The following is a 21,247-nucleotide window of genomic DNA, read 5'->3' on the forward strand; positions in this document are numbered from 1 at the left end:
ATGTCCGATCCGCTCTCGGGATATCAAGCGGCCTTGAAGTGGAAGACGCAGCCGGCCGGATTGGTTTCGTCCGCTTTCAGCGACGGATTGTAGCGATAGAGCGTCGAGCAGTAGGAGCAGACCTTCTCGCTTTCATCGCCCATGTCGATGAAGATATGCGGATGGTCGTAGGGGACCGAGGCGCCGGTGCACATGAATTCCTTCACGCCGATCTCGATAACGCGGTGTCCGCCGTCGTTCTGGAAGTGGGGAATATTGTGGCCGGCCATGATGATCTCCGAATGCGTCTTGCCTAGATGGCATGAATGTTGCGCCAGACTTGATTGCCCCTCTTTATAATCCTTCTCGCCGATTGTGTAGTGCGAAAGTCCGGCTCGGCGCACAGATTTTCGCAAGCGCGGGGTTCACCTGATATTGTCGATAAAATAAGGTCCGCAGCAAAGAGACGATGTTCACGAAGATCTTGCCATGAATTTGAATAGTCCTGCCTTTTCCTATTTCACCAATGACGGGCTCAAGCTGGCCTATTTCGACGAGGGCGATCCGAATGGCGCGCCGGTCTTGTTGATTCATGGTTTTGCCTCGACCGCGATTGCCAATTGGGTCAATCCGGGCTGGCTGAAATCGCTGGGCGAGGCTGGTTACCGCGTCATCGCCATCGACAACAGGGGCCACGGCTTGAGCGACAAAGCCTATGATGCCGAGGCCTATCGTCCTTGGGTCATGGCGGAAGACGCGGTTGCGCTGCTCGATCATCTCGGCATCCCGCAGGCCCATATCATGGGATATTCCATGGGCGCGCGCATCTCGGCTTTCCTGGCGATGGCCCATCCCGATCGTGTCCGCTCGCTCGTATTCGGCGGGTTGGGCATCGGCATGATCGATGGTGTCGGTGATTGGGATCCGATCGCCGATGCGCTATTGGCGCCATCGGTTGACGATGTCACGCATCTGCGCGGCCGCATGTTCCGCGCCTTCGCCGATCAGAACAAGAGCGACCGTGAGGCGCTTGCCGCCTGTATCAGAGGCTCGCGTGATCTGGTCGCCAAGGAAGATGCGGCAAAGATTAAGGCGCCGACCCTAATCGGCGTCGGCACCAAAGATGACATTGCCGGTTCGCCGCAGGAACTCGCGGCGCTGATGCCGCATGCCGAGGCGCTGGATATCCCGAACCGGGACCACATGCTCGCCGTCGGCGACAAGGTATTCAAACAGGCTGTCCTGGAATTCTACCAACGCCTGGCGAATTGATGGATTAAGTCACTTCCCGGTGAAATGCGGTTTTCGCCGCGCGGCAAAGGCTGCGCGGCCCTCGGCATAGTCGGCGCTGTCGAAGGTCTCGGCACCGATCACCTCCGCCTCGCGCAGCAGGTCGCTATCCTGTTCGAGCACGGCACGAACCGCGAGCTTCGAGGCATGCAGTGCGATCGGCGCATTGGCGGCAATCGCGCGGGCGAGAGCCGAAACTTCGCCGTCGAATGCGTCGACTGCGATCTCTTCCAACAGAAAGCCGGCCGCGACCATCTTGCCGGCCGACATCGGTGCGCCGGTGAAAAGCGTGACCTTGGCCATCTGCGGTCCGAGCGCGTTGACGATGTCTTGCACCGCGTCCGCAGGGTAGGCGATGCCGAGGCGCACGGCTGGCACCGAGAAACGCGCGCCTTCCTCGGCGACACGCAGATCGCAGGCGGCGGCAATGCCAAAGCCGCCGCCGTAACAGATGCCGCGGATCGCCGCGATCGTCGGTACTCGGCAATGGCGGATCGCGGTGAAGGCGGCGCTGTTCAGCGCCTCGTAGGCGACAGCAGTTTCGGCATCCTTGCGCAGGCTGTCGAATTCGCTGATATCGGCGCCGGTCGAAAAATCCTGCGCCGCGCCGCGGATGACGATCACATGCGCATGTGCCTTGTCGGTCAAAAGGCGAATGGCCTGGGGTATGGCGCGCCACATCGCCGCAGTGAGGGCGTTCTTGCGGTCGGGATTATCGATGGTGAGAGTGCCAATGGCGTCGCTGCACGTAGCGCGCAGGAAACCGCCAGCAAAATCATGCTCAAAACTCATGCGCGCCGAACCCATTTATGTTGCCGGAGTTTTACTCTATATAATGTTTCACCGACAGGAAATCAGGAGACCGTCAATGGTCGCAGCAACGGACATTCGCCAGGTTGAAGGCGTGGGGCCGGTAAAGGTCGTCGATCCCATCTGGGGCAGCGTGCGCGAGGAAGCACGCGCGGCCGCCGAGCGGGATCCGCTTCTGGCCGCCTTCCTCTATTCCACGATCATCAATCACCGGTCGCTTGAAGAATGCGTCATCTATCGCATCTGCGAACGTCTCGACCATCCGGACATGCAGGGCATCCTGCTGCGCCAGACCTTTGAGGAAATGCTGGCCGATTGGCCGGAATGGGGCTCGATCCTGCGCGTCGATATTCAGGCCGTCTACGACCGCGATCCGGCTTGCCTGCGCTTCATGGAGCCGGTCCTCTATTTCAAGGGCTTCCACGCCCTGCAGACGCATCGTCTGGCCCATTGGCTGCTCAATCGCGGTCGCCGGGATTTTGCGCTCTATCTGCAGAGCCGCTCCTCCAGCGTTTTCCAGACCGATATCAACCCGGCTGCGCGCATCGGCAAGGGCATCTTCCTTGATCATGCGACCGGCCTGGTGGTCGGCGAAACGGCCGTTATCGGCGATAACGTCTCGATCCTGCACGGCGTCACTCTCGGTGGCACCGGCAAGGAAGGCAGCGACCGTCATCCGAAGATCGCTCATGGAGTGCTGATCGGCGCCGGCGCCAAGATCCTCGGCAATATCCAGATCGGCCATTGCTCACGCATCGCTGCCGGCTCGGTGGTGCTGAAGGAAGTGCCGCCGAAGACGACGGTGGCCGGCGTGCCGGCCAAGGTGGTCGGTGAAGCCGGCTGTTCGGAGCCATCCCGCTCTATGGATCAACTCCTAGCCGAGCAGGTCGACCAAATCATGGGTGCCGGAATCTAACGGAAATCCCACCTGAATGTCAGGGTTTTGCGCTGCCGGCAAAGGCTGAAGGCGCGCTTCCGGTCTTTACACCGCCGCTTTTCCTATGCAAGAAGCGGCCAAGCTGAGAATCCTCACGGAGATGAATTGTGAAGCCTGACGAAATCAAGAAGCTCGACACCTACTTCAAACGCACGTTCAATCCGCAGATGGTGGTCAAAGCCCGCCCGCGCAAGAACGATTCCGCAGAAGTCTATCTTGGCGAAGAGTTCTTGGGCGTTGTCTACATCGACGACGAAGACGGCGACCGTTCCTACAATTTTTCCATGGCCATCCTGGACGTCGATCTCTAATCGACAGCGTGGCCGTTTGGCGCGCTCGACCTCTGGTCGATCCCGCGGTTTCCAACAAAGCTGGTATCAGAGAACCGCATTTCACTGAAATGCGGTTCTTTTTTTGAAAAAAACCCTGCAGTAGGCTAAACGCTACTCATTTGCGATCGAATTTAGTCGATTGCCTGCCGAAATTCTTTTTTTCATCGAAATCGAATATTTCTGCCTAAGCCTTAAGTTGTAGCTCGTTTGATATATATTAGCAAAAACAGAAGGATGCCTTCCACGCGCTCCTACGGTCATTGCTTTGTCATTGGAAATGCAATCTTGAGTCGATATTGCGCCGCACAAGACTACTTGACTATTTGTGCGTCGCATTTAGATTTTTTCCCGTAACCCGGCCGTCGGCCAAACCAACAAAGGGACGGAGAAGTATGTTCAATTTCGATGAAGCGAACAAGAAGGGCAAGGAAGCCATGGACACGGCGCTGAAGAGCTATTCCGATGTCACCAAGGGTTTCCAGGCGATTGCTGCTGAAGCCGCCGAATACTCCAAGAAGTCCTTCCAGGACGGCGTTGCGCATTTCGAAACGCTGGCCGGCGTCAAGAGCTTCGAGGCTGCTTTCGAACTGCAGACCGGCTTCGTAAAGTCTTCCTATGAAAACTTCGTTGCCGAAGCGACCAAGCTGGGCGAAATGTACGCCGATCTCGCCAAGACCGTGTACAAGCCGTACGAAGCTCCGGTTGCCGCCGCCACCAAGGCTGCCGGCAAAACCCCCGCTTCGGTTGCACCTGCTGCATAAGCACCTCGCTTAAGCACAGTGAATTTACGAAAGACCGGCTGCGCAACCCGCGGCCGGTCTTTTGCGTTGCCGATTTCCGATCTTGGCCCGATCGTCGCCGCGACTTTTTTGATCATGACCCACTTTGGCAACGAATTCTGATTGCAGTGTCCGGTAGGGGGCTTAAAATCGCACCAATATGAACTAAGTTAGGGGTTCGGATATCCGGCCCGACAGAGTCAGTTACCCAATCCAGTTTGCCAAGTCGGAATGCGATAGCTTCTGCCGGATGATTTGAGGAATGAATGAAATGATCGCTGAGCCGATCCGGATGCAAAACGACAGCGAAAGGAACGGGGACAACGGAAATCGCGGGACCTCGGTGATCACGCGCACCAAGCCCAAAACCAAGAAACCCAACCTGTACCGCGTGCTGCTTCTGAACGACGACTACACGCCCATGGAATTTGTGATCCATATCCTGGAGCGTTTCTTCCAAAAGGATCGAGAGAGTGCCACCCGCATCATGCTTCATGTCCACAATCACGGCGTCGGCGAATGCGGGATATATACATATGAAGTAGCTGAAACGAAGGTGAGCCAGGTGATGGATTTTGCCCGGCAGCACCAGCATCCGCTGCAATGTGTTATGGAAAAGAAGTGAGGATCTGAACGTGCCAACATTTTCGCCTAGTCTTGAGAAGGCGCTGCATCAGGCACTGACCTACGCGAACGAGCGGCATCACGAATATGCCACGCTGGAACATCTGCTTTTGGCTTTGGTGGACGACGCCGATGCCGCGGCTGTCATGGGCGCGTGCAATGTTGATCTCGACGCGCTCCGTAAGACGCTGACTGAATACGTCGATAATGAACTTTCAAATTTGATCACCGGTTATGACGAGGATTCGAAGCCGACGTCCGGTTTCCAGCGCGTCATCCAGCGCGCCGTCATCCATGTTCAATCCTCGGGCCGCGAGGAAGTAACGGGTGCCAACGTTCTCGTCGCGATCTTTGCGGAACGGGAAAGCCATGCGGCCTTCTTCCTGCAGGAGCAGGAAATGACCCGCTACGATGCGGTCAACTACATCTCCCACGGCATCGGCAAGCGGCCGGGGTCCTCCCAGACCCGGACACCGCGCGGCGCCGAGGATACCGAGTCCGAAAGCAAGCCGACCTCCCGCGGCGAGCAGGAGGAAGGTAACAACAAGAAGCAGCAGGATGCTCTGAAGGCCTATTGCGTCAATCTCAACGAGAAGGCGAAAAGCGGCAAGATCGACCCGCTGATCGGCCGCAACTCCGAAGTCAGCCGCACCATCCAGGTGCTGTGCCGCCGTTCGAAGAACAACCCGCTCTACGTCGGCGACCCCGGCGTCGGCAAGACCGCCATCGCCGAAGGTCTTGCCAAGCGGATTGTCGAGGGCAAGGTGCCCGAAGCTTTGGCCGACGCCACCATCTTCTCGCTCGACATGGGCACGTTGCTTGCCGGTACCCGCTATCGCGGTGACTTCGAAGAGCGCCTGAAGCAGGTGGTCAAGGAGCTGGAAGAATATCCGGGCGCCGTGCTGTTCATCGATGAGATCCATACCGTCATCGGCGCCGGTGCTACCTCCGGCGGCGCTATGGATGCATCGAACCTGCTGAAGCCGGCCCTGTCTTCCGGTGCGATCCGCTGCATCGGTTCGACCACCTATAAGGAATACCGTCAGTTCTTCGAAAAGGACCGGGCACTCGTCCGCCGCTTCCAGAAGATCGACGTCAACGAGCCGACCATTGAGGATGCTATCGAAATCATGAAGGGCCTGAAGCCCTATTTCGAAGAGTATCATCACCTTCGCTACTCGAACGACGCCATCAAGACGGCGGTCGAGCTGTCGGCTCGCTATATCTCCGACCGCAAGCTGCCGGACAAGGCGATCGACGTGATCGACGAAACGGGTGCTGCGCAAATGCTGCTGCCGCCGTCGAAGCGCCGCAAGCTGATCACCGAAAAGGAGATCGAAGCGACGATCGCGACCATGGCCCGCATTCCGCCGAAGACGGTTTCAAAGGATGACGAGATGGTTCTCGCCAACCTCGAGCAGGAACTGCGTTCGGTCGTCTACGGTCAGGATACGGCAATCGAAGCGCTTTCGACCTCGATCAAGCTCGCCCGTGCCGGCTTGCGCGAACCGAACAAGCCGATCGGCTGCTACGTCTTCTCTGGCCCCACCGGTGTCGGCAAGACGGAAGTCGCCAAGCAGCTTGCTTCCTCGCTCGGCGTCGAGCTGCTGCGCTTCGACATGTCGGAATATATGGAGCGTCACACGGTTTCCCGTCTGCTCGGCGCACCTCCCGGCTATGTCGGCTTTGATCAGGGTGGTCTGCTGACCGACGGCGTCGACCAGCATCCTCACAGCGTCGTCCTGCTCGACGAAATCGAGAAGGCGCATCCGGATATTTTCAATATCCTGCTGCAGGTCATGGACCATGGCGCGCTGACCGACCACAATGGCAAGAAGATCGACTTCCGCAACGTCATCCTGATCATGACGACCAATGCGGGCGCATCGGAAATGGCCAAGTCCGCCATCGGTTTCGGTTCGTCCAAGCGTACGGGCGAGGATGAAGAGGCTCTCAACCGGCTCTTCACCCCGGAATTCCGCAACCGTCTGGATGCGACCATTCCGTTTGCAGCGCTGCCGACCACGGTCATCCACAAGGTCGTGCAGAAGTTCATCATGCAGCTCGAGGCTCAGCTTTCCGAACGGAACGTTACCTTCGATCTGCACGAGGACGCGATCGCCTGGCTGTCCGAGAAGGGTTACGACGACAAGATGGGTGCCCGCCCGCTGGCACGCGTCATCCAGGAACACATCAAGAAGCCGCTGGCGAACGAAATCCTCTTCGGCAAGCTGAAGAAGGGCGGCGTCGTCAAGGTCACCGTCGGTAAGAAGGAAGACGGTACGACCGGCATCCTGCTCGACTCCATCGCAGATACCGCGCCGATCCGGCCGAAGCCGGAAGCCGAAGTGGTCGACTCCGTGGTCGATGTGGAAGAGGATGACGGAGACACCGTCAAGACCAGAAGCCGCGTCGGCAAGGCTGGCAGCGCTTCCGACGCTCGCCGCTCGCCGAAGACGCCGTCCTCTGCCAGCGATGGCGAGTCGGATAACAAGTCGTTGCGCAAGGGCAGCACGGTGCCGAAGGTGCCGCGCAAGTAACCGGCGATTGGTCGACCGAAAAAATAGAATGGCTGCATTGGCGACAATGCAGCCATTTTCATATGTTTATAAACTATATCTCATAAAAAGATTTAAGAAGATCGGCGCCTTTCGATCAGTGCAGGAGTTCGATGATCTTCTTGGCATTCTCCGCTAGAACCGCACCATCTTCCATTTTGCCCGAATGCGGCTTCAGGGCGATGCCCTCATGGCGCGGGATGATGTGGAAATGCAGGTGGAACACCGTCTGACCGGCGGCCGGCTCGTTGAACTGGGCGATATAGACGCCATCCGCATCGAAAGCCTCCTGAATCGCGATGGCGACTTTCTGGACCGTGGTTATCAGATGAGGCAGGGTGCTCGGATCGGCGTCGAGAAGATTGCGCGAAGGGGACTTCGGCAGCACCAGCGTATGGCCGGGCGCCTGTGGCATGACATCCATAAAGGCGACCGTGTGTTCATCCTCGTAGACACGATAGGACGGGATCTCGTCTTTCAGGATCTTCGCGAAAATATTGTTGGCGTCATAGGCGGGGCTGGTCATCCAGGGTCTCCTCGTCTTCCGATTACAATTGTCCAGAGCAGCTAGATATCTTGCCGCTCGCCTTTGCGGAAGGGGCTGTGCTCGGCCAGAATTTCACTCATCTCCTCCACTTGCTCGCGCTCGTGCTTGAGATAGTCGGCAACCGCGCGGCGCAAGCCCTGATGGCCGATATAATGCGCCGAATGCGTAATGACCGGCAGATAGCCGCGGGCGAGCTTGTGTTCGCCCTGTGCGCCGGCTTCGACGCGCTTCAGCCCCTTAGCCAGCGCGAAATCGATCGCCTGATGATAGCAGACTTCAAAGTGCAGGAAGGGATGATCTTCGATGCAGCCCCAATGCCGCCCATAGAGCGTTTCGCCGCCGATGAAATTGATCGCCCCGGCGATATAGCGGCCCTCGCGTTTGGCCATCACCAGCAGGATATCGTCGGCCATCCGCTCGCCGATCAGCGAGTAGAACTTGCGGGTGAGATAGGGCCGGCCCCATTTGCGGCTGCCGGTATCCATATAGAAAGTGAAGAACTGGTCCCAGATCCGCTCGGTGAGATCGCTGCCGGTCAGCCACTCGATGCTGATGCCGCCTTCAAGGGCGGTGCGACGCTCCTTTTTCAGCGCCTTGCGCTTGCGCGACGCCAGCGTTTCCAGGAAGGCGTCGTGATCGGCATAGCCATCGTTGATGAAGTGGAACTGCTGGTCGGTACGATGCAGATAGCCATCGCCTTCGAAGACGGAAATCTCTTCTTCCGGCAGGAAGGTAATGTGGGCGGAGGAAACGCCAAGCTGCCGGGTTACCTCCTTCAGGCTTTCGGCGAGTGCCGGCTGGATCACAGTGCGATCCTGCCCCTCGGCAACAAGCAGGCGCGGACCGGTTGCCGGCGTGAAGGGAATGGAGCACTGCAGCTTCGGGTAATAACGACCGCCCGCGCGCTCAAAGGCATCAGCCCAGCCGTGATCGAAGACATATTCACCCTGGCTGTGATTCTTGAGGTAGCCGGGCACGGCGCCGATCAACTCGCCGCTATCGGTTTCGAGCAGCAGGTGATTGCCGAGCCAGCCGGTTTTATCAGTGGCGGAGCCTGACTCCTCCAGTGAGGACAGAAAAGCATGCGAGACAAACGGATTATACGGCAGCACCGTACCCGCTCTCGATGCCCCGGCGAGCTTGGACCAGCCCTCCGGAGCAATGTTTTTGAAGGAACGCTCGACTCGAATGGATAATTCGTCTGTCATCAAATTCGTCTGTTACGAAGAAAGGGCAGGGCTCTCCCTTGGGTCGAACCCTTCGAAGGTCATTTGGTCTGCGTTGGCGAATGTGTGTTTACGGGCCGCTTCGTCGCGCACGGTCCAGGTGATGACCGGGATGCCGCGCTGGCGCTGCGCCGTGATGAAGGGGTTCGGCAGGTGGCCATAGAAATATGAGATGAAGTCTAGCCCAAGCTGCATGGCTTCGTCATGCTTAAAAAATGTCTCGGGCTCGTTTCCATCCGCCGTCAGGCCGACAGGGTAGGGTGCGTTGAGCGCCTTCAGATCCTTGAGCAGCCAATGGTCGAAGCTCATCAGCGCGACATGACCCTTGTAGCCTTCCAGCACCTCCAGCACGGATTCCGCAAAGCCCTCATCGTCGCCTTCGCGGCCCTTAAGCTCCAGCACCAAAGGCACCTTGCCGTCGCAGAGCCTGAGGAGCTGTTTCAGCGTCGGGATCTTGTCGTTGGTGCCGCCGACCGAAAGCAGGCCGAGTTCGGCAGAGGTACGGTCGCGAAGCTGGCCGGGGAGATTGCAGACGCGCTGCAGGTCGTCGTCATGAAAGACGACCGGAACGCCGTCGGCTGCATAGTGCAGATCGCATTCAATGGAAAAATCCGCCTCGATTGCCCGGCCAAAGGCCGACAGCGTGTTTTCCCAAACCTGCTTGTTCATGTCGTGATAGCCGCGATGGGCGACAGGACGTTCGGTAAGCCAGGCAATCTTGCTCATTATGCGATTTCCATGATGGCATCGATCTCGACGGCGGCGTTCAGCGGCAGCGCCGCCATGCCGACCGCGGCGCGCGCATGCTTGCCAGCGTCGCCAAGTACATTTGCCAGAAGATTGGACGCGCCGTTGATCACAAGATGTTGTTCGACGAATTCGGGTACCGAAGCGACGAAACCGTTCAGCTTGATGATGCGCTTGATGCGGCCGAGATCGCCATCCAAGGCCGCCTTCGCCTGGGCGAGGATATTGATGGCGCAAAGCTCGGCAGCGCGTTGGCCGCCGGCAACGTCGACATCCTTGCCGAGAAGGCCGGTGACGCCGAGCTTGCCGTTTTCCATCGGCAACTGCCCGGACAAATAAAGAAGATTGCCGCTGATGACATAGGGTACATAGTTTGCGGCCGGCGCAGCGGCCTGAGGCAGGACGATGCCAAGCTCCTTCAGACGGCTCTCGATAGCGTCGGACATTTTCATCTCCCGTTTTGTTGTAAAATCTTCAAAAATCCGGCATCAAGCTTAGATTCCCTTTGCCGGGCGCGAGGCGATCTTGGACGAGATAACGCCAAATCAAAAGGCAGAGCGAGATGACGAATTGATGACGGGCCGCCTCACTCTAGCCGAAGCGTTCTTATAGCATCGCGTGCGAGTCCAACAGGAGATAATGAATGTTCCGCTCGAGTCTTGCCGCCGTTATCGTTTCGAGTTTAGGCGTCGCGTCTCTGGGCGTGTCCGCCGCCGCGGCGGGTCCGACTGGGTTGATCGCGCATCGCGCCGTCTACGATCTCGAACTGAAGGACGCATCAGACCGATCGGGCATCGCCGGCATGTTCGGCCGTATGGTCTATGAGTTCGACGGCTCCGATTGCACCGGTTTCACTACCAATTTCCGTTTCGTCACACAGATCGACACGGGTGATTCAACGCGCGTCAGCGACCAGCAGACGACCACATTCGAGGATCTCGTCAAGCGCACTTTCCGCTTCGAGACCAAATCCTATACGGACGATCAACTCGACAAGGACGTGCGCGGCGCGGCGGCCGACGATCAGAAGGGGATTAAGGTCGATCTGACCCAGCCAAAAGCGAAGCAGATCGAACTCATCCAGAGCCGCTTTCCGACAGAGCATATGCTCGACATCATCCATAATGCCAAGCTGGGCAGGAATTTCTTCGAGGCCGAGGTTTTCGACGGCTCCGATGATGGGGATAAGTCGTTGATCGCAACAACCGTCGTCGGTAAGCAGGCGACTCCTGCAACCGATGACCCCGATGCCGAAAAGGCCGGCATCTTCGCCAAAACGCCGTTCTGGCCGGTTACCGTCGCCTATTTCAACGACAAATCCAAGGGCGACGCCATTCCGGTCTATCGCATGTCGTTCAAGCTCTATGAAAACGGCATCACCCGCGACCTCACCATGGACTATGGTGATTTCGTTCTGACCGGCAAGCTCTCCAAGCTTGAAGTGCTCGACACCAAGGCCTGCCAATAGGCTTTGCGAGGCGCAGGCCACAAGGCAAATCTTCGTCATAAAACTGTGTCCGAAGCTTCACTATTCTGGGAAGCATTCGGCACGCCCTTGAGTGAGTCTCAGTTCCGCAGTGCCGATCTGAAATTGTAGCGGGCCATGCGGGCCGAGCCGGTTATTGAAGAATGATCGGCAGATGTTCCGTAGTCCAGGTCCGTGTTGATAGACGAGAAAGCACGAGCTATGGCCAATACTGATCTCGCCCCGACCGCAAGTACCACTTTGCCGGTCGTTGCCGCCGATCCGGCGGAAATCGCCCGCATCGGCGACACCATCGATCTGACCGACCGCGCCGGCATTTCTGTTTATGGCGACCGCGCCCAGCAGTCTGTCTCCGACTATTCTGACCGGATTCTCCGCGAGGTCCGCAATCGGGATCTCGGCGAAGTTGGCAAGTTGCTGACCGATATCATCATCAAGTCGAAGAAGCTCGACCCGGCATCGCTGAAGGATGAGGGCTTTCTTTCCAAAATATTCTCGTCGTTCAAGGCCCGCCTGGAGCGCTTCAAGGAGGAATTCGAGGATGTGGCCGGCCAGATCGACCGCATTGGCCTCGAGCTCGACCGGCATAAGGATACGCTGCGCCGCGACATCGCACTTCTCGACGATCTTCACGAGGAGACGAAGCAGTCCATCCTGCAGCTCGACGCCTATGTGCAGGCTGGCAAGACTTTCGCAGAGCGTTTTCGCAGTGTCGAACTGCCGAAGTTGAAAAGTGCCGCCGAGGCCGCGGCTGCCAATCCCGGCGGCGGTATGCTGGAGGCTCAGACCTATCAGGACAGCTTGCAGGCCCTCGACCGATTGGAGAAGCGGGTGTTCTACCTGCAGCAGGCGCGCCAGCTCGGCATTCAGCAATTGCCGCAGATCCGCATCGTGCAGGCCGGTGACGAGACGCTGATCGAGAACCTGCAGGCGACGTCGGCGCTGACGGTGCCGGCCTGGAAGCAGAAGATGGTGATCCTGCTTGGGCTGTCGAGGCAGAAATCAGCGCTTGAGCTGCAGAAGACCGTGACCGACGCCACCAACGACATGATCCGACAGGCGTCCGAGATGATGAAGGACCAGGCGATTGCCATCGAACAGCAGTCGCAGCGCGGTATCGTCGATATCGATACGCTCGCTGCCGCCAACCGTGACCTGATCGATACGATCAACGGTGTCCTGAAGGTGCAGGAAGAAGGCCGCAGGAAGCGCGCTCAGGCTGAGCAGCAGATGGAGAAAATGACCATCGATCTCAAGAAAGCGATGATCGAGGCGCGATGAGCGGCATGATGATCCGCACACTCCTCACCGGCCTGGCGCTGACGGCAGCTCTAGCCCTGACGGGCTGCAATTCCGGCGCAGGACCGAAGTTCTCGATCGTCTCCGGCTCGGAAAACACCGTTATCCAGCCGATCGTCGAAGAATTCTGCAAGCAGAAGAGCGCGACCTGCAGCTTCACCTACGAAGGCACGCTGGATATCGGCCTTGCGCTGCAAAGCAATGAGGGTGTCGAGCAGGACGCGGTCTGGCCGGCATCGAGCGTCTGGGTTGACATGTTCGACACCAAACGCCGGGTGAAGTCCCTGACCTCGGTGGCGCAGACACCGGTCATCCTCGGCGTGCGCAAATCCAAGGCGCAGGCGCTCGGCTGGATCGGCAAGCCGGTCTTTATGAAGGACATATTGGCGGCAGTGAAGAGCGGCTCGCTGAAGTTTCTCATGACCTCGGCAACCCAGTCCAATTCAGGCGCGAGCGCCTATTTGGCTATGCTCTCCAGCGCGCTTGGCAATAAACCCGTTATCGAGCCGGGCGATCTCGACAAGCCCGACCTCCAAGGCACCGTCAGAGCGTTGCTTGCCGGGGTCGAACGCTCGTCCGGGTCGTCCGGCTGGCTCGCGGACCTCTACACGGACTCCGCTGGCAAGGGCGTGCTCTACGATGCCATGTGGAATTACGAAGCGGTGCTGAAAGAGACCAACGACAAGCTGGTCGGTATGGGCAAGGAGCCGCTCTATGCGATCTATCCGGCCGACGGTGTGGCGATTGCGGATTCACCGATCGGCTTTATCGATCATGGACGCGGTCCTGAGGTCGAGACCTTCTTCAACGAACTCGTTGCCTATCTGCGTTCCGCGCCTGTGCAGAAGCGCATCGCCGATACCGGCCGCCGCATCCCATTGGGAGACGTCGCGGCCAAAGCGGAGCCGAATTGGAATTTCGATCCGACCCGGTTGGTAACGGCGATCCGCATGCCGGAGCCGGCTGTGATTCGCCAGGCGCTCGATCTCTATCAGGGCGCTTTGCGTAAGCCTTCGCTAACAGCTCTTTGTCTCGACTTCTCCGGTTCGATGGGAGGCAAGGGCGAACAGCAATTGCAGGCGGCCATGCAGTTTCTGTTCAATCCAAATGAAACTGGCAAGGTGCTGGCGCAATGGACGCCGGCGGATCGCATCATGGTCATTCCTTTCGACAGCCGCGTGCGGACGACCCTTTTGGCGACGGGCGACCCGGCGCAACAGAAGAGCCTTGTCGAGAAGGTGTCGCTGCAGCATGCCGATGGCGGTACCGATATGTACGCCTGCGCAAGCCGAGCGCTTGATCGCATGAAGGATACCCCAAACCTGTCGTCCTATCTGCCGGCGATCGTCATCATGACCGATGGAAAGTCCGAGGATGCAAGCCGCGATTTTCTGAGCGAGTGGACGGCAACCAACCCGCATGTGCCGGTCTTCGGCATCACCTTTGGCGACGCCGACAAGTCGCAGCTTGATGCCTTGACCAAAGCGACATCGGGGCGTGTATTCGATGGCCGCGGCGATCTCGTCAGCGCGTTCCGCGCTGTGCGTGGTTACAACTAGGACAGCAATGCGTAACTGGTTCGGCAATGACTGGAATTGGATCGTGGCGGGGCTTGCCGCTGCGATCGTCGTTCCCGTCTTGAGCTTCTTTGCGAAGATGCCATTGTGGATCGCGGCCGTCATCGGTCTGCTCGTCTTCGCAGGTCTTGTCTTCACTCTGTCGCCGCGCCGGCTTTTCGAAGGTCTGGATGCCAAAGCCATCGGTAGGGGACGTCTCGATTTCGCGCGCGATCTCTTGAATGCGGCTGCACCGGCGGCGCAAAGGCTGGAAGCCTCGGCGGACCACATTACCAATAAGGTGACGGCAAAGCGCGTGCGGCATCTGGCCGAAATCGCCGCAGATGTCTTTGCCAAGGTGGAGGCGAGCCCGGAAAGCGCCGGCACCGTACGGCGGTTCCTCAGTTACTATCTGCCGCGCGCGGCTGAAGTCGCCGAGGGTTTCGCCACCCTCGAGGCCAAACGCGTGCCCGACCAAAAGCGATTGCAGGATGTGGAGCTGGTGCTCACCAAGCTTGAGGACGCCTTCGTGCACTATTCGGATAGCCTCGTCGACGACAGGCTCGACACGTTGGACACGGAACTGCGCCTCATACAGGCTTCGCTCAAAGAGGATATCGGACGCTGATGGCCATTTCTCGCCGCGCCTTTGGAGTGGGACTTCTTGCTGCCGGCGTCGCCGGCACCGGCGGCTATTTCGCCGCGAAGGACAGGCCGGAGTTCCAGGGGCTACTCGGCAACCGCACGAAACTCTTCGGTTTCATCGGCGGGGAGAAAGAATCCTTTCTGGCTGACGAGGATGTCGTCGGCGCCCTGCGGGGCTACGGACTGGATATAGATACGCGTGTGGCCGGCTCCGTCGAGATGGTGCGCGAGCAGGCGCTTCTGCAGCAGAACCCCGCTTTCCTCTGGCCATCCTCCTCGATCATGGTCGATATCGCCCGGCAGAACGGCATCAAGATCCGCAACAACCGTGTCGTGCTGAATACGCCGGTGGTTGTCTACACCTGGCAGCCGGTGGTCGACGGATTGATGAAATCCGGGCTGGTTACCGTGACACCCGCGGGACAGCATCAGCTTGATCTGAAGGCATTGCTCGATGCCGTCCTTGCGGGAACGCACTGGTCCAAGCTCGGGGTCGCCTCGCTCTACGGGCAGGCGCGCATCGTATCGACCGATCCGAATCGCTCCAATTCCGGCTTCATGTTTGCCGGATTGGTGCTGAGCCTATTTGCCGGCAACGTCGCGACTGCCGCCGATCTCACACAGTCCGGCGACAAGGCGCAGACGATCTTCCGCAACATGGGCTTCAAGTCGCCGTCATCCGGCAAGCTTTTCGATCAATATCTGGCCGGCGGTCTTGGTGGCGAACCGATGATCGTCGGCTACGAGAATCAGTTGGTCGAATGGATCATCGCCGATCCCGAACGTTGGAAGCGCGTTCAAGCGAGCTCGACGGCAAAGCCCGTCGTCCTTTACCCGCATCCGACCGTCTATTCCTCGCATCCTCTGATCGTCGTCGACGAGACCGCCAACCGGCTGATGGATGCGCTGACAAGCCCGAAGCTGCAGGAACTTGCCTGGACCAAGCACGGTTTCCGTGGGCCATTGGGCACGGCAACCGGAAATGCACATGACGCCATTGCGGGCCTGCTGCCGGACGAAATCGACGCGGTCTTGCCCATGCCGGACGCCAACGTCATGCTGGCGCTACTCAATAAGGTCGCGAGCTGAGGGCAGGGGTCTGTCGCATTTTTTCTGCGCAAGCCTTGCATTCTCGGTAAATCGAATGTATGGGCAGCCGCATTCCACACGTAAGGCATGGGATTGTCCGGGAGAAATCCGGATCGTTCCGCCCGGTGGCTTCCTCGAAGAGGAGGCTGTTCGCCTTGCGGAGGTTCAACCGGAAAAGGAGTCAAAGGCATGGCATTGCCTGATTTTTCTATGCGTCAGCTTCTGGAAGCTGGTGTTCACTTCGGCCATCAGACGCATCGCTGGAACCCGAAGATGAAGCCGTACATCTTCGGCGATCGTAACAACATCCACATCATCGACCTCGCCCAGACGGTTCCGTTGCTGAGCCGCGCTCTGCAGGTTGTCAGCGACACCGTTGCCCGTGGCGGCCGCGTCCTGTTCGTCGGCACCAAGCGCCAGGCGTCCGAACTGATCGCCGACAGCGCCAAGCGCTCGGCTCAGTACTACGTCAACGCCCGCTGGCTCGGCGGCATGATGACCAACTGGAAGACGATTTCGAATTCCATTCAGCGTCTGCGCAAGCTCGACGAAATCCTCAACGGCGAAGCCCAGGGCTTCACCAAGAAGGAACGTCTGAACCTTGAGCGCGAGCGCGAAAAGCTGGACAAGGCTCTCGGCGGTATCCGCGATATGGGCGGCACTCCGGACCTGATGTTCATCATCGACACCAACAAGGAAAAGATCGCGATCGACGAAGCCAAGCGCCTCGGCATTCCGGTCGTCGCCATCATCGACTCGAACTGCGATCCGGACCTGATCGACTATCCGATCCCGGGCAACGACGACGCTTCGCGCGCGATCGCTCTCTACTGCGACCTGATCTCGCGCGCTGCCATCGACGGCATCGCCCGCCAGCAGAGCGCATCCGGCCGCGACCTTGGCGCTTCCGTCGAAGCTCCGGTCGAGCCGACTCTGGTGGACGGCACCGAAGCCTGATCGCGTCTTGTGGCGGACAAAAGCTTGTCCGCCCGAGCGTATTGATATCCGGGATAAGGCCGTTTGCGACTTCTAGGAGTTCGAGCGGCCTTATCACGTTTTTGGTAACGCCTCGCCTGGGCGGAAAATCCAGGCACGTTCCAAACAGAATTCCATAGTATGACGCTGCTTCATAACGCTGTCATACTTACGGGTACATTTCGTCCCTCAAATCGGTGCCTCTTCGGCTTAACGCCGTTTGCCGCACCGTATGAACCGACAAGAGGAAGCTTATGACCGAGATTACGGCTGCACTGGTGAAAGAACTGCGCGAAAAGTCTGGCGCAGGCATGATGGACTGCAAGAAGGCGCTGACGGAGACGAACGGGGATATCGAAGCCGCGATCGACTGGCTGCGCGCCAAGGGCATCTCCAAGGCCGACAAGAAGTCCGGCCGCACCGCCGCTGAAGGCTTGGTCGCCATTGCCGGCGCCGGTCACAAGGCCGTCGTCGTCGAGCTCAACTCTGAAACTGACTTCGTTGCCCGTAACGATGCCTTCCAGGATCTTGCTCGCGGCATCGCCGAAGTTGCGCTGTCCACCAACGGCACTGTCGAAGCCGTTTCGGCTGCGACCTATCCCGCCTCCGGCAAGCCGGTCGCCGACACCATCAAGGACGCGATCGCAACCATCGGCGAAAACATGGCGCTTCGTCGTGCGGTCAAGTTGGAAGTTGAGCACGGCGTCGTGGCGACCTACATTCACAACGCTGCTGGCGACGGTATCGGCAAGCTGGGCGTTCTGGTTGCCCTGAAGTCGGTCGGTGACAAGGCCGTTCTGACGTCGATCGGCCGCCAGGTTGCCATGCACATTGCTGCTACGAACCCGCTCGCCATCCGTCCGGAAGAAGTTGACGCTGCCGTCGCCGAACGCGAACGTAACGTCTTCATCGAGCAGTCCCGCGCCTCCGGCAAGCCGGACAACATCATCGAAAAGATGGTCGAAGGCCGCATGCGCAAGTTCTTCGAAGAAGTCGCTCTTCTGTCGCAGGCTTTCGTCATTAATCCGGACCTGACCGTCGCCGCTGCCCTCAAGGAAGCTGAAAAGACCGCCGGCGCGCCGATCGAAATCACCGGCATGGCTCGTCTGCTTCTCGGCGAAGGCGTCGAGAAGGAAGAGACCGACTTCGCTGCCGAAGTCGCCGCTGCCGCCAAGGGCTGATCAACGAATTCATTTCGTCTGTTGACGAAACGAAACCATATCCCAGATAGGTGAAACCATATCAGGGGAAACCCGTGGGCATCGCGTGACAACGCGGTGCCCTTCGTGTATCCGGCATTCACAATTATTACCCCGCGATCACTTCAAGGAGCGACAATGTCCCAGCCGATCTACAAGCGCGTATTGCTCAAGGCCTCCGGCGAAGCTCTGATGGGCAGCCAGGGGTTCGGTATCGACGTTACCGTCGCTGACCGCATTGCATCCGATATTGCCGCAGCGCGCGAAATGGGTGTCGAGGTCGGCGTCGTCGTCGGCGGCGGCAATATCTTCCGTGGCGTTGCCGTGGCCTCCAAGGGCGGAGACCGCGTGACCGGCGACCACATGGGCATGCTCGGCACCGTCATCAATGCTCTGGCGCTGGCCACCTCGCTGCGCAAGCTGGATATCGATACAGTGGTGCTCTCAGCCATTTCCATGCCGGAGATCTGCGAGAGTTTCTCGCAGCGTGCGACGCTCTATCATCTGTCGCTCGGCCGCGTGGTGATCTTTGCTGGCGGCACCGGCAATCCCTTCTTCACCACCGATTCCGCCGCAGCGCTGCGTGCCGCCGAAATGGGTGCGGAAGCGATCTTCAAGGGAACGCAGGTCGATGGCATCTATTCCGCCGATCCGAAGAAGTTCCCGGACGCCGAGCGTTTCGAACATTTGACCCACAGCCAAGTGCTGGAAAAGGGCCTCGCCGTCATGGATGTGGCCGCCGTGGCGCTTGCACGGGAAAATTCAATTCCGATCATCGTCTTTTCCATTCATGAAAAGGGCGGTTTCGCAGAAATCTTGACCGGCGGCGGTCGTAAGACCATCGTATCCGACAATTGACGTTCCTGTGGCACCGGGCCTTCCCGGCGCCGCCTATTACACGGGAGTATAAAAACATGAGTGAAGGCACCGACCTCAAGGAACTGAAGCGCCGCATGGACGGCGCCATCGCGGCATTCAAGAGCGATATCGCCTCGCTGCGCACCGGGCGCGCGTCCGCCAACATTCTCGATCCGGTCACAGTTGAAGCCTATGGTTCGCGCATGCCGCTGAACCAAGTTGCCAACATCACCGTGCCCGAGCCGCGCATGCTGACCGTCTCCGTTTGGGACAAGTCGATGGTCGGCGCCGTCGAGCGCTCGATCCGCGAATCCAATCTCGGCCTCAACCCGATCGTCGATGGCCAAAATCTGCGTATTCCGTTGCCGGAACTCAACGAGGAGCGCCGCCGTTCTCTGGTCAAGGTCGCCCATGAATATGCCGAGAAGGCGAAGGTGGCGATTCGCCATGTCCGCCGCGATGGCATGGACGGTCTCAAAAAGGCCGAAAAGGACGGTGTAATCGGTCAGGACGAAAGCCGTGCCCAGTCCGAGCGTGTACAGAAGATGACGGACGATACGATTTCCGACATCGACCGCTTGCTAGCCGACAAAGAAAAGGAAATCATGCAGGTCTGATTGCACGCTAGAGCATCCCGCTTTCAATGGGGAAATATTGAAAGCGGCGAGGGTGCGCTAGATTTGAAGCCCTAGAGCATTTTCCTGCCGAACGAAACCGGATCCATATGACAGTTCCCACGTTCTCTGCCATACCTGATCACGTGGCCATTATTATGGATGGCAACGGGCGTTGGGCCAACGCGCGCAGTCTGCCGCGCACCATGGGCCACCGCAAGGGCGTGGAGGCTGTGCGCGAAACCGTACGGGCGGCGGGCGATGTCGGTATAAAATATCTGACGCTCTTTGCCTTTTCCTCGGAGAATTGGCGTCGTCCGGAAACCGAGGTGAGCGATCTCCTCGGTCTGCTCAAGGCGTTCATTCGCCGGGATCTTGCAGAACTGCATCGCCAGAATGTTCGCATCCGCGTGATTGGCGACCGCTACAATCTGCGCAGCGATATCCTGCCGTTGTTGATCGAAGCTGAAGAGACCACCAAGGACAACACGGCGCTGACGCTGGTAATCGCCTTCAATTACGGCTCCCGCGATGAGATCACCCGTGCTTTCGTCAGCCTCGCCAAGGATGTCGAGACCGGGCGCCTGCGCCCGCAGGACATCCGTCCCGAATTGATCGATGCACGGCTGGATACCGCCGGAATTCCCGATCCCGATCTCATCATCCGCACCAGCGGCGAAGAACGGCTGTCGAATTTCCTGCTCTGGCAGGCCGCCTATTCGGAATTCATGTTCATGCCGGAATATTGGCCGGACTTCAGCCGCGACCTGTTCTTCTCCGCGCTGGAAAAATACGCTGCGCGTGATCGACGCTTTGGCGGTCTTTCCGCCAAACAAGCGGCGGCCGTGGGGTCCTGATGAGCCGCGAACTCAGGCTGCGCATCATTTCCGGCATCGTTCTTGCCGTAGTCGTTCTAGCTGCCACCTGGTATGGCGGTCTGAGCTTTCGTATTCTGGCGGCGGCGATCGGCCTGCTCGTCTATTACGAATGGTCGACGATAACGGACCTGCATGGCCGCGATCCGCAGGGCAATGCGCTTGGCTGGCTGGGCCTGGTGCTCATAGCCGGCGCGACGCTGATGGCGGAATCCGTCTATTCCCTCGAGGTTTTGGTCATCTTTGTGGCGGTGACGGCGATCATGGTTGCCGTGCGCCATAAAAGCTGGTGGTTGCCCGGTGGAATATTCTATGCGGGACTGACGGCGATCGCCCTTGCCGAGATTCGGGATGACGATCTGCGCGGCTTCGTGCTGATGCTGTTCATTTTCGCCACCGTTTGGGCAACGGATATCTTTGCCTATTTCGTCGGTCGCGCCATCGGCGGCGCCAAGCTTGCGCCGCGCATATCGCCTGGCAAGACCTGGTCGGGCGCCATCGGCGGCGCCATCGCCGCGGTGGTGGCCGGAACAGCGGTCGTCTGGAGCTTTTTCTCGGCAGATGGTTTATGGATTCCTGCGCTTACGCTGGTTTTGTCAATCTGCAGTCAAATTGGCGATTTATTCGAGTCTTTCATCAAGCGCCGCTTCGGCGTCAAGGACTCCAGCCATCTGATTCCCGGCCATGGCGGCGTCATGGACAGGGTCGATGGACTAATTTTTGCTTGTTTTGCGGCGTTTTTGTTGGCTATCGTAATATCACTGACAATGAGCGGCGAGACTATGTCATTGGGCGGCGTTCTGCTCGGTGTCTGAAATCAAC

Annotated in this window: 23 protein-coding genes; 17 read left to right on the forward strand and 6 right to left on the reverse strand. The window is 58.8% G+C overall.

The genetic code is table 11. From position 1 onward, the window contains the following. Nucleotides 1-23: 23 nt before the first annotated feature. Nucleotides 24-269 carry a zinc-finger domain-containing protein gene (locus NXC24_RS09005; protein WP_028755005.1) on the reverse strand — a complete coding sequence of 82 codons (246 nt, stop codon included), beginning with the start codon at nucleotides 267-269 and terminating at the stop codon, nucleotides 24-26. Nucleotides 270-468: 199 nt separating this feature from the next. On the opposite strand from NXC24_RS09005, the gene NXC24_RS09010 reads away from it, so the two are divergent. Continuing rightward, nucleotides 469-1,251 carry an alpha/beta hydrolase gene (locus NXC24_RS09010; protein WP_104822965.1) on the forward strand — a complete coding sequence of 261 codons (783 nt, stop codon included), beginning with the start codon at nucleotides 469-471 and terminating at the stop codon, nucleotides 1,249-1,251. A gap of 9 nt (nucleotides 1,252-1,260) precedes the next feature. Here NXC24_RS09010 and NXC24_RS09015 read toward each other — a convergent pair whose 3' ends face one another. Then, nucleotides 1,261-2,061: an enoyl-CoA hydratase-related protein gene (locus NXC24_RS09015; RefSeq protein WP_104825084.1), complete on the reverse strand. Its 801-nt coding sequence runs from the start codon at nucleotides 2,059-2,061 to the stop codon at nucleotides 1,261-1,263. 76 nt (nucleotides 2,062-2,137) lie between these two features. Here NXC24_RS09015 and cysE point away from each other — a divergent pair, with 76 nt between their 5' ends. From cysE to clpA, 5 genes are all read left to right on the forward strand, one after another. Next, nucleotides 2,138-2,995: a serine O-acetyltransferase gene (gene cysE, locus NXC24_RS09020; RefSeq protein ID WP_104822966.1), complete on the forward strand. Its 858-nt coding sequence runs from the start codon at nucleotides 2,138-2,140 to the stop codon at nucleotides 2,993-2,995. Nucleotides 2,996-3,123: 128 nt separating this feature from the next. Then, nucleotides 3,124-3,327 (forward strand): DUF3126 family protein, encoded by a 204-nt coding sequence (locus tag NXC24_RS09025; protein ID WP_104822967.1) that lies wholly within the window; start codon nucleotides 3,124-3,126, stop codon nucleotides 3,325-3,327. 413 nt (nucleotides 3,328-3,740) lie between these two features. After that, nucleotides 3,741-4,109, forward strand: a complete 369-nt coding sequence (locus NXC24_RS09030) for a phasin family protein (protein ID WP_104822968.1) — start codon at nucleotides 3,741-3,743, stop codon at nucleotides 4,107-4,109. A 289-nt stretch (nucleotides 4,110-4,398) separates the two neighbouring features. Beyond that, nucleotides 4,399-4,752, forward strand: coding sequence for an ATP-dependent Clp protease adapter ClpS (gene clpS / locus NXC24_RS09035; RefSeq protein ID WP_028755011.1), 354 nt, complete (start codon nucleotides 4,399-4,401; stop codon nucleotides 4,750-4,752). A gap of 10 nt (nucleotides 4,753-4,762) precedes the next feature. After that, on the forward strand, nucleotides 4,763-7,291 hold the full coding sequence (gene clpA / locus NXC24_RS09040; protein ID WP_104822969.1) for an ATP-dependent Clp protease ATP-binding subunit ClpA: 2,529 nt from the start codon (nucleotides 4,763-4,765) through the stop codon (nucleotides 7,289-7,291). Between the two features lie 115 nt (nucleotides 7,292-7,406). Here the strand turns inward: clpA and NXC24_RS09045 are convergent, their stop codons facing one another. From NXC24_RS09045 to NXC24_RS09060, 4 genes are read right to left on the reverse strand one after another with little or no spacing between them, the layout of a single operon-like run. Next, nucleotides 7,407-7,835 (reverse strand): HIT family protein, encoded by a 429-nt coding sequence (locus NXC24_RS09045; protein ID WP_104822970.1) that lies wholly within the window; start codon nucleotides 7,833-7,835, stop codon nucleotides 7,407-7,409. A 41-nt stretch (nucleotides 7,836-7,876) separates the two neighbouring features. Then, complete coding sequence (locus NXC24_RS09050) at nucleotides 7,877-9,064, reverse strand: GNAT family N-acetyltransferase (RefSeq protein ID WP_104822971.1); 1,188 nt, start codon at nucleotides 9,062-9,064, stop codon at nucleotides 7,877-7,879. A gap of 12 nt (nucleotides 9,065-9,076) precedes the next feature. Next, the gene (locus tag NXC24_RS09055) at nucleotides 9,077-9,808 is read right to left on the reverse strand and encodes a glycerophosphodiester phosphodiesterase (protein ID WP_104822972.1); all 732 of its coding nucleotides are present in this window, start codon (nucleotides 9,806-9,808) and stop codon (nucleotides 9,077-9,079) included. Continuing rightward, nucleotides 9,808-10,275, reverse strand: a complete 468-nt coding sequence (locus tag NXC24_RS09060) for a RidA family protein (RefSeq protein WP_104822973.1) — start codon at nucleotides 10,273-10,275, stop codon at nucleotides 9,808-9,810. Before NXC24_RS09060 ends, NXC24_RS09055 begins: the two co-directional genes overlap by 1 nt. Nucleotides 10,276-10,472: 197 nt before the next feature. Here NXC24_RS09060 and NXC24_RS09065 point away from each other — a divergent pair, with 197 nt between their 5' ends. From NXC24_RS09065 to NXC24_RS09115, 11 genes are all read left to right on the forward strand, one after another. Beyond that, nucleotides 10,473-11,297, forward strand: coding sequence for a cell envelope integrity EipB family protein (locus NXC24_RS09065; RefSeq protein ID WP_104822974.1), 825 nt, complete (start codon nucleotides 10,473-10,475; stop codon nucleotides 11,295-11,297). A gap of 219 nt (nucleotides 11,298-11,516) precedes the next feature. Next, nucleotides 11,517-12,596 (forward strand): toxic anion resistance protein, encoded by a 1,080-nt coding sequence (locus NXC24_RS09070; protein WP_104822975.1) that lies wholly within the window; start codon nucleotides 11,517-11,519, stop codon nucleotides 12,594-12,596. A 5-nt stretch (nucleotides 12,597-12,601) separates the two neighbouring features. Next, entirely contained in the window at nucleotides 12,602-14,173 is a 1,572-nt protein-coding gene (locus tag NXC24_RS09075; RefSeq protein WP_104825085.1) for a substrate-binding domain-containing protein, read from the forward strand. Between the two features lie 7 nt (nucleotides 14,174-14,180). Further along, nucleotides 14,181-14,798: a 5-bromo-4-chloroindolyl phosphate hydrolysis family protein gene (locus tag NXC24_RS09080; RefSeq protein ID WP_104822976.1), complete on the forward strand. Its 618-nt coding sequence runs from the start codon at nucleotides 14,181-14,183 to the stop codon at nucleotides 14,796-14,798. Next, a complete protein-coding gene (locus NXC24_RS09085) occupies nucleotides 14,798-15,904 on the forward strand; it encodes a substrate-binding domain-containing protein (RefSeq protein WP_104822977.1) in 1,107 nt (368 codons plus the stop codon). The genes NXC24_RS09080 and NXC24_RS09085 overlap by 1 nt, the downstream gene beginning before the upstream one ends. A 189-nt stretch (nucleotides 15,905-16,093) precedes the next feature. Then, a complete protein-coding gene (rpsB, locus tag NXC24_RS09090) occupies nucleotides 16,094-16,861 on the forward strand; it encodes a 30S ribosomal protein S2 (RefSeq protein ID WP_104822978.1) in 768 nt (255 codons plus the stop codon). 272 nt (nucleotides 16,862-17,133) lie between these two features. Beyond that, nucleotides 17,134-18,060, forward strand: coding sequence for a translation elongation factor Ts (gene tsf, locus NXC24_RS09095; RefSeq protein WP_104822979.1), 927 nt, complete (start codon nucleotides 17,134-17,136; stop codon nucleotides 18,058-18,060). 156 nt (nucleotides 18,061-18,216) lie between these two features. Then, nucleotides 18,217-18,936 carry a UMP kinase gene (gene pyrH / locus NXC24_RS09100; protein WP_104822980.1) on the forward strand — a complete coding sequence of 240 codons (720 nt, stop codon included), beginning with the start codon at nucleotides 18,217-18,219 and terminating at the stop codon, nucleotides 18,934-18,936. Nucleotides 18,937-18,992: 56 nt separating this feature from the next. Continuing rightward, nucleotides 18,993-19,553, forward strand: a complete 561-nt coding sequence (gene frr / locus NXC24_RS09105; RefSeq protein WP_028755025.1) for a ribosome recycling factor — start codon at nucleotides 18,993-18,995, stop codon at nucleotides 19,551-19,553. A gap of 107 nt (nucleotides 19,554-19,660) precedes the next feature. After that, the gene (locus NXC24_RS09110; protein WP_104822981.1) at nucleotides 19,661-20,407 is read left to right on the forward strand and encodes an isoprenyl transferase; all 747 of its coding nucleotides are present in this window, start codon (nucleotides 19,661-19,663) and stop codon (nucleotides 20,405-20,407) included. Continuing rightward, entirely contained in the window at nucleotides 20,407-21,240 is an 834-nt protein-coding gene (locus NXC24_RS09115) for a phosphatidate cytidylyltransferase (RefSeq protein WP_104822982.1), read from the forward strand. The genes NXC24_RS09110 and NXC24_RS09115 overlap by 1 nt, the downstream gene beginning before the upstream one ends. Nucleotides 21,241-21,247: the final 7 nt, after the last annotated feature.

Source organism: Rhizobium sp. NXC24 (genome assembly GCF_002944315.1).
Lineage (GTDB): Bacteria > Pseudomonadota > Alphaproteobacteria > Rhizobiales > Rhizobiaceae > Rhizobium.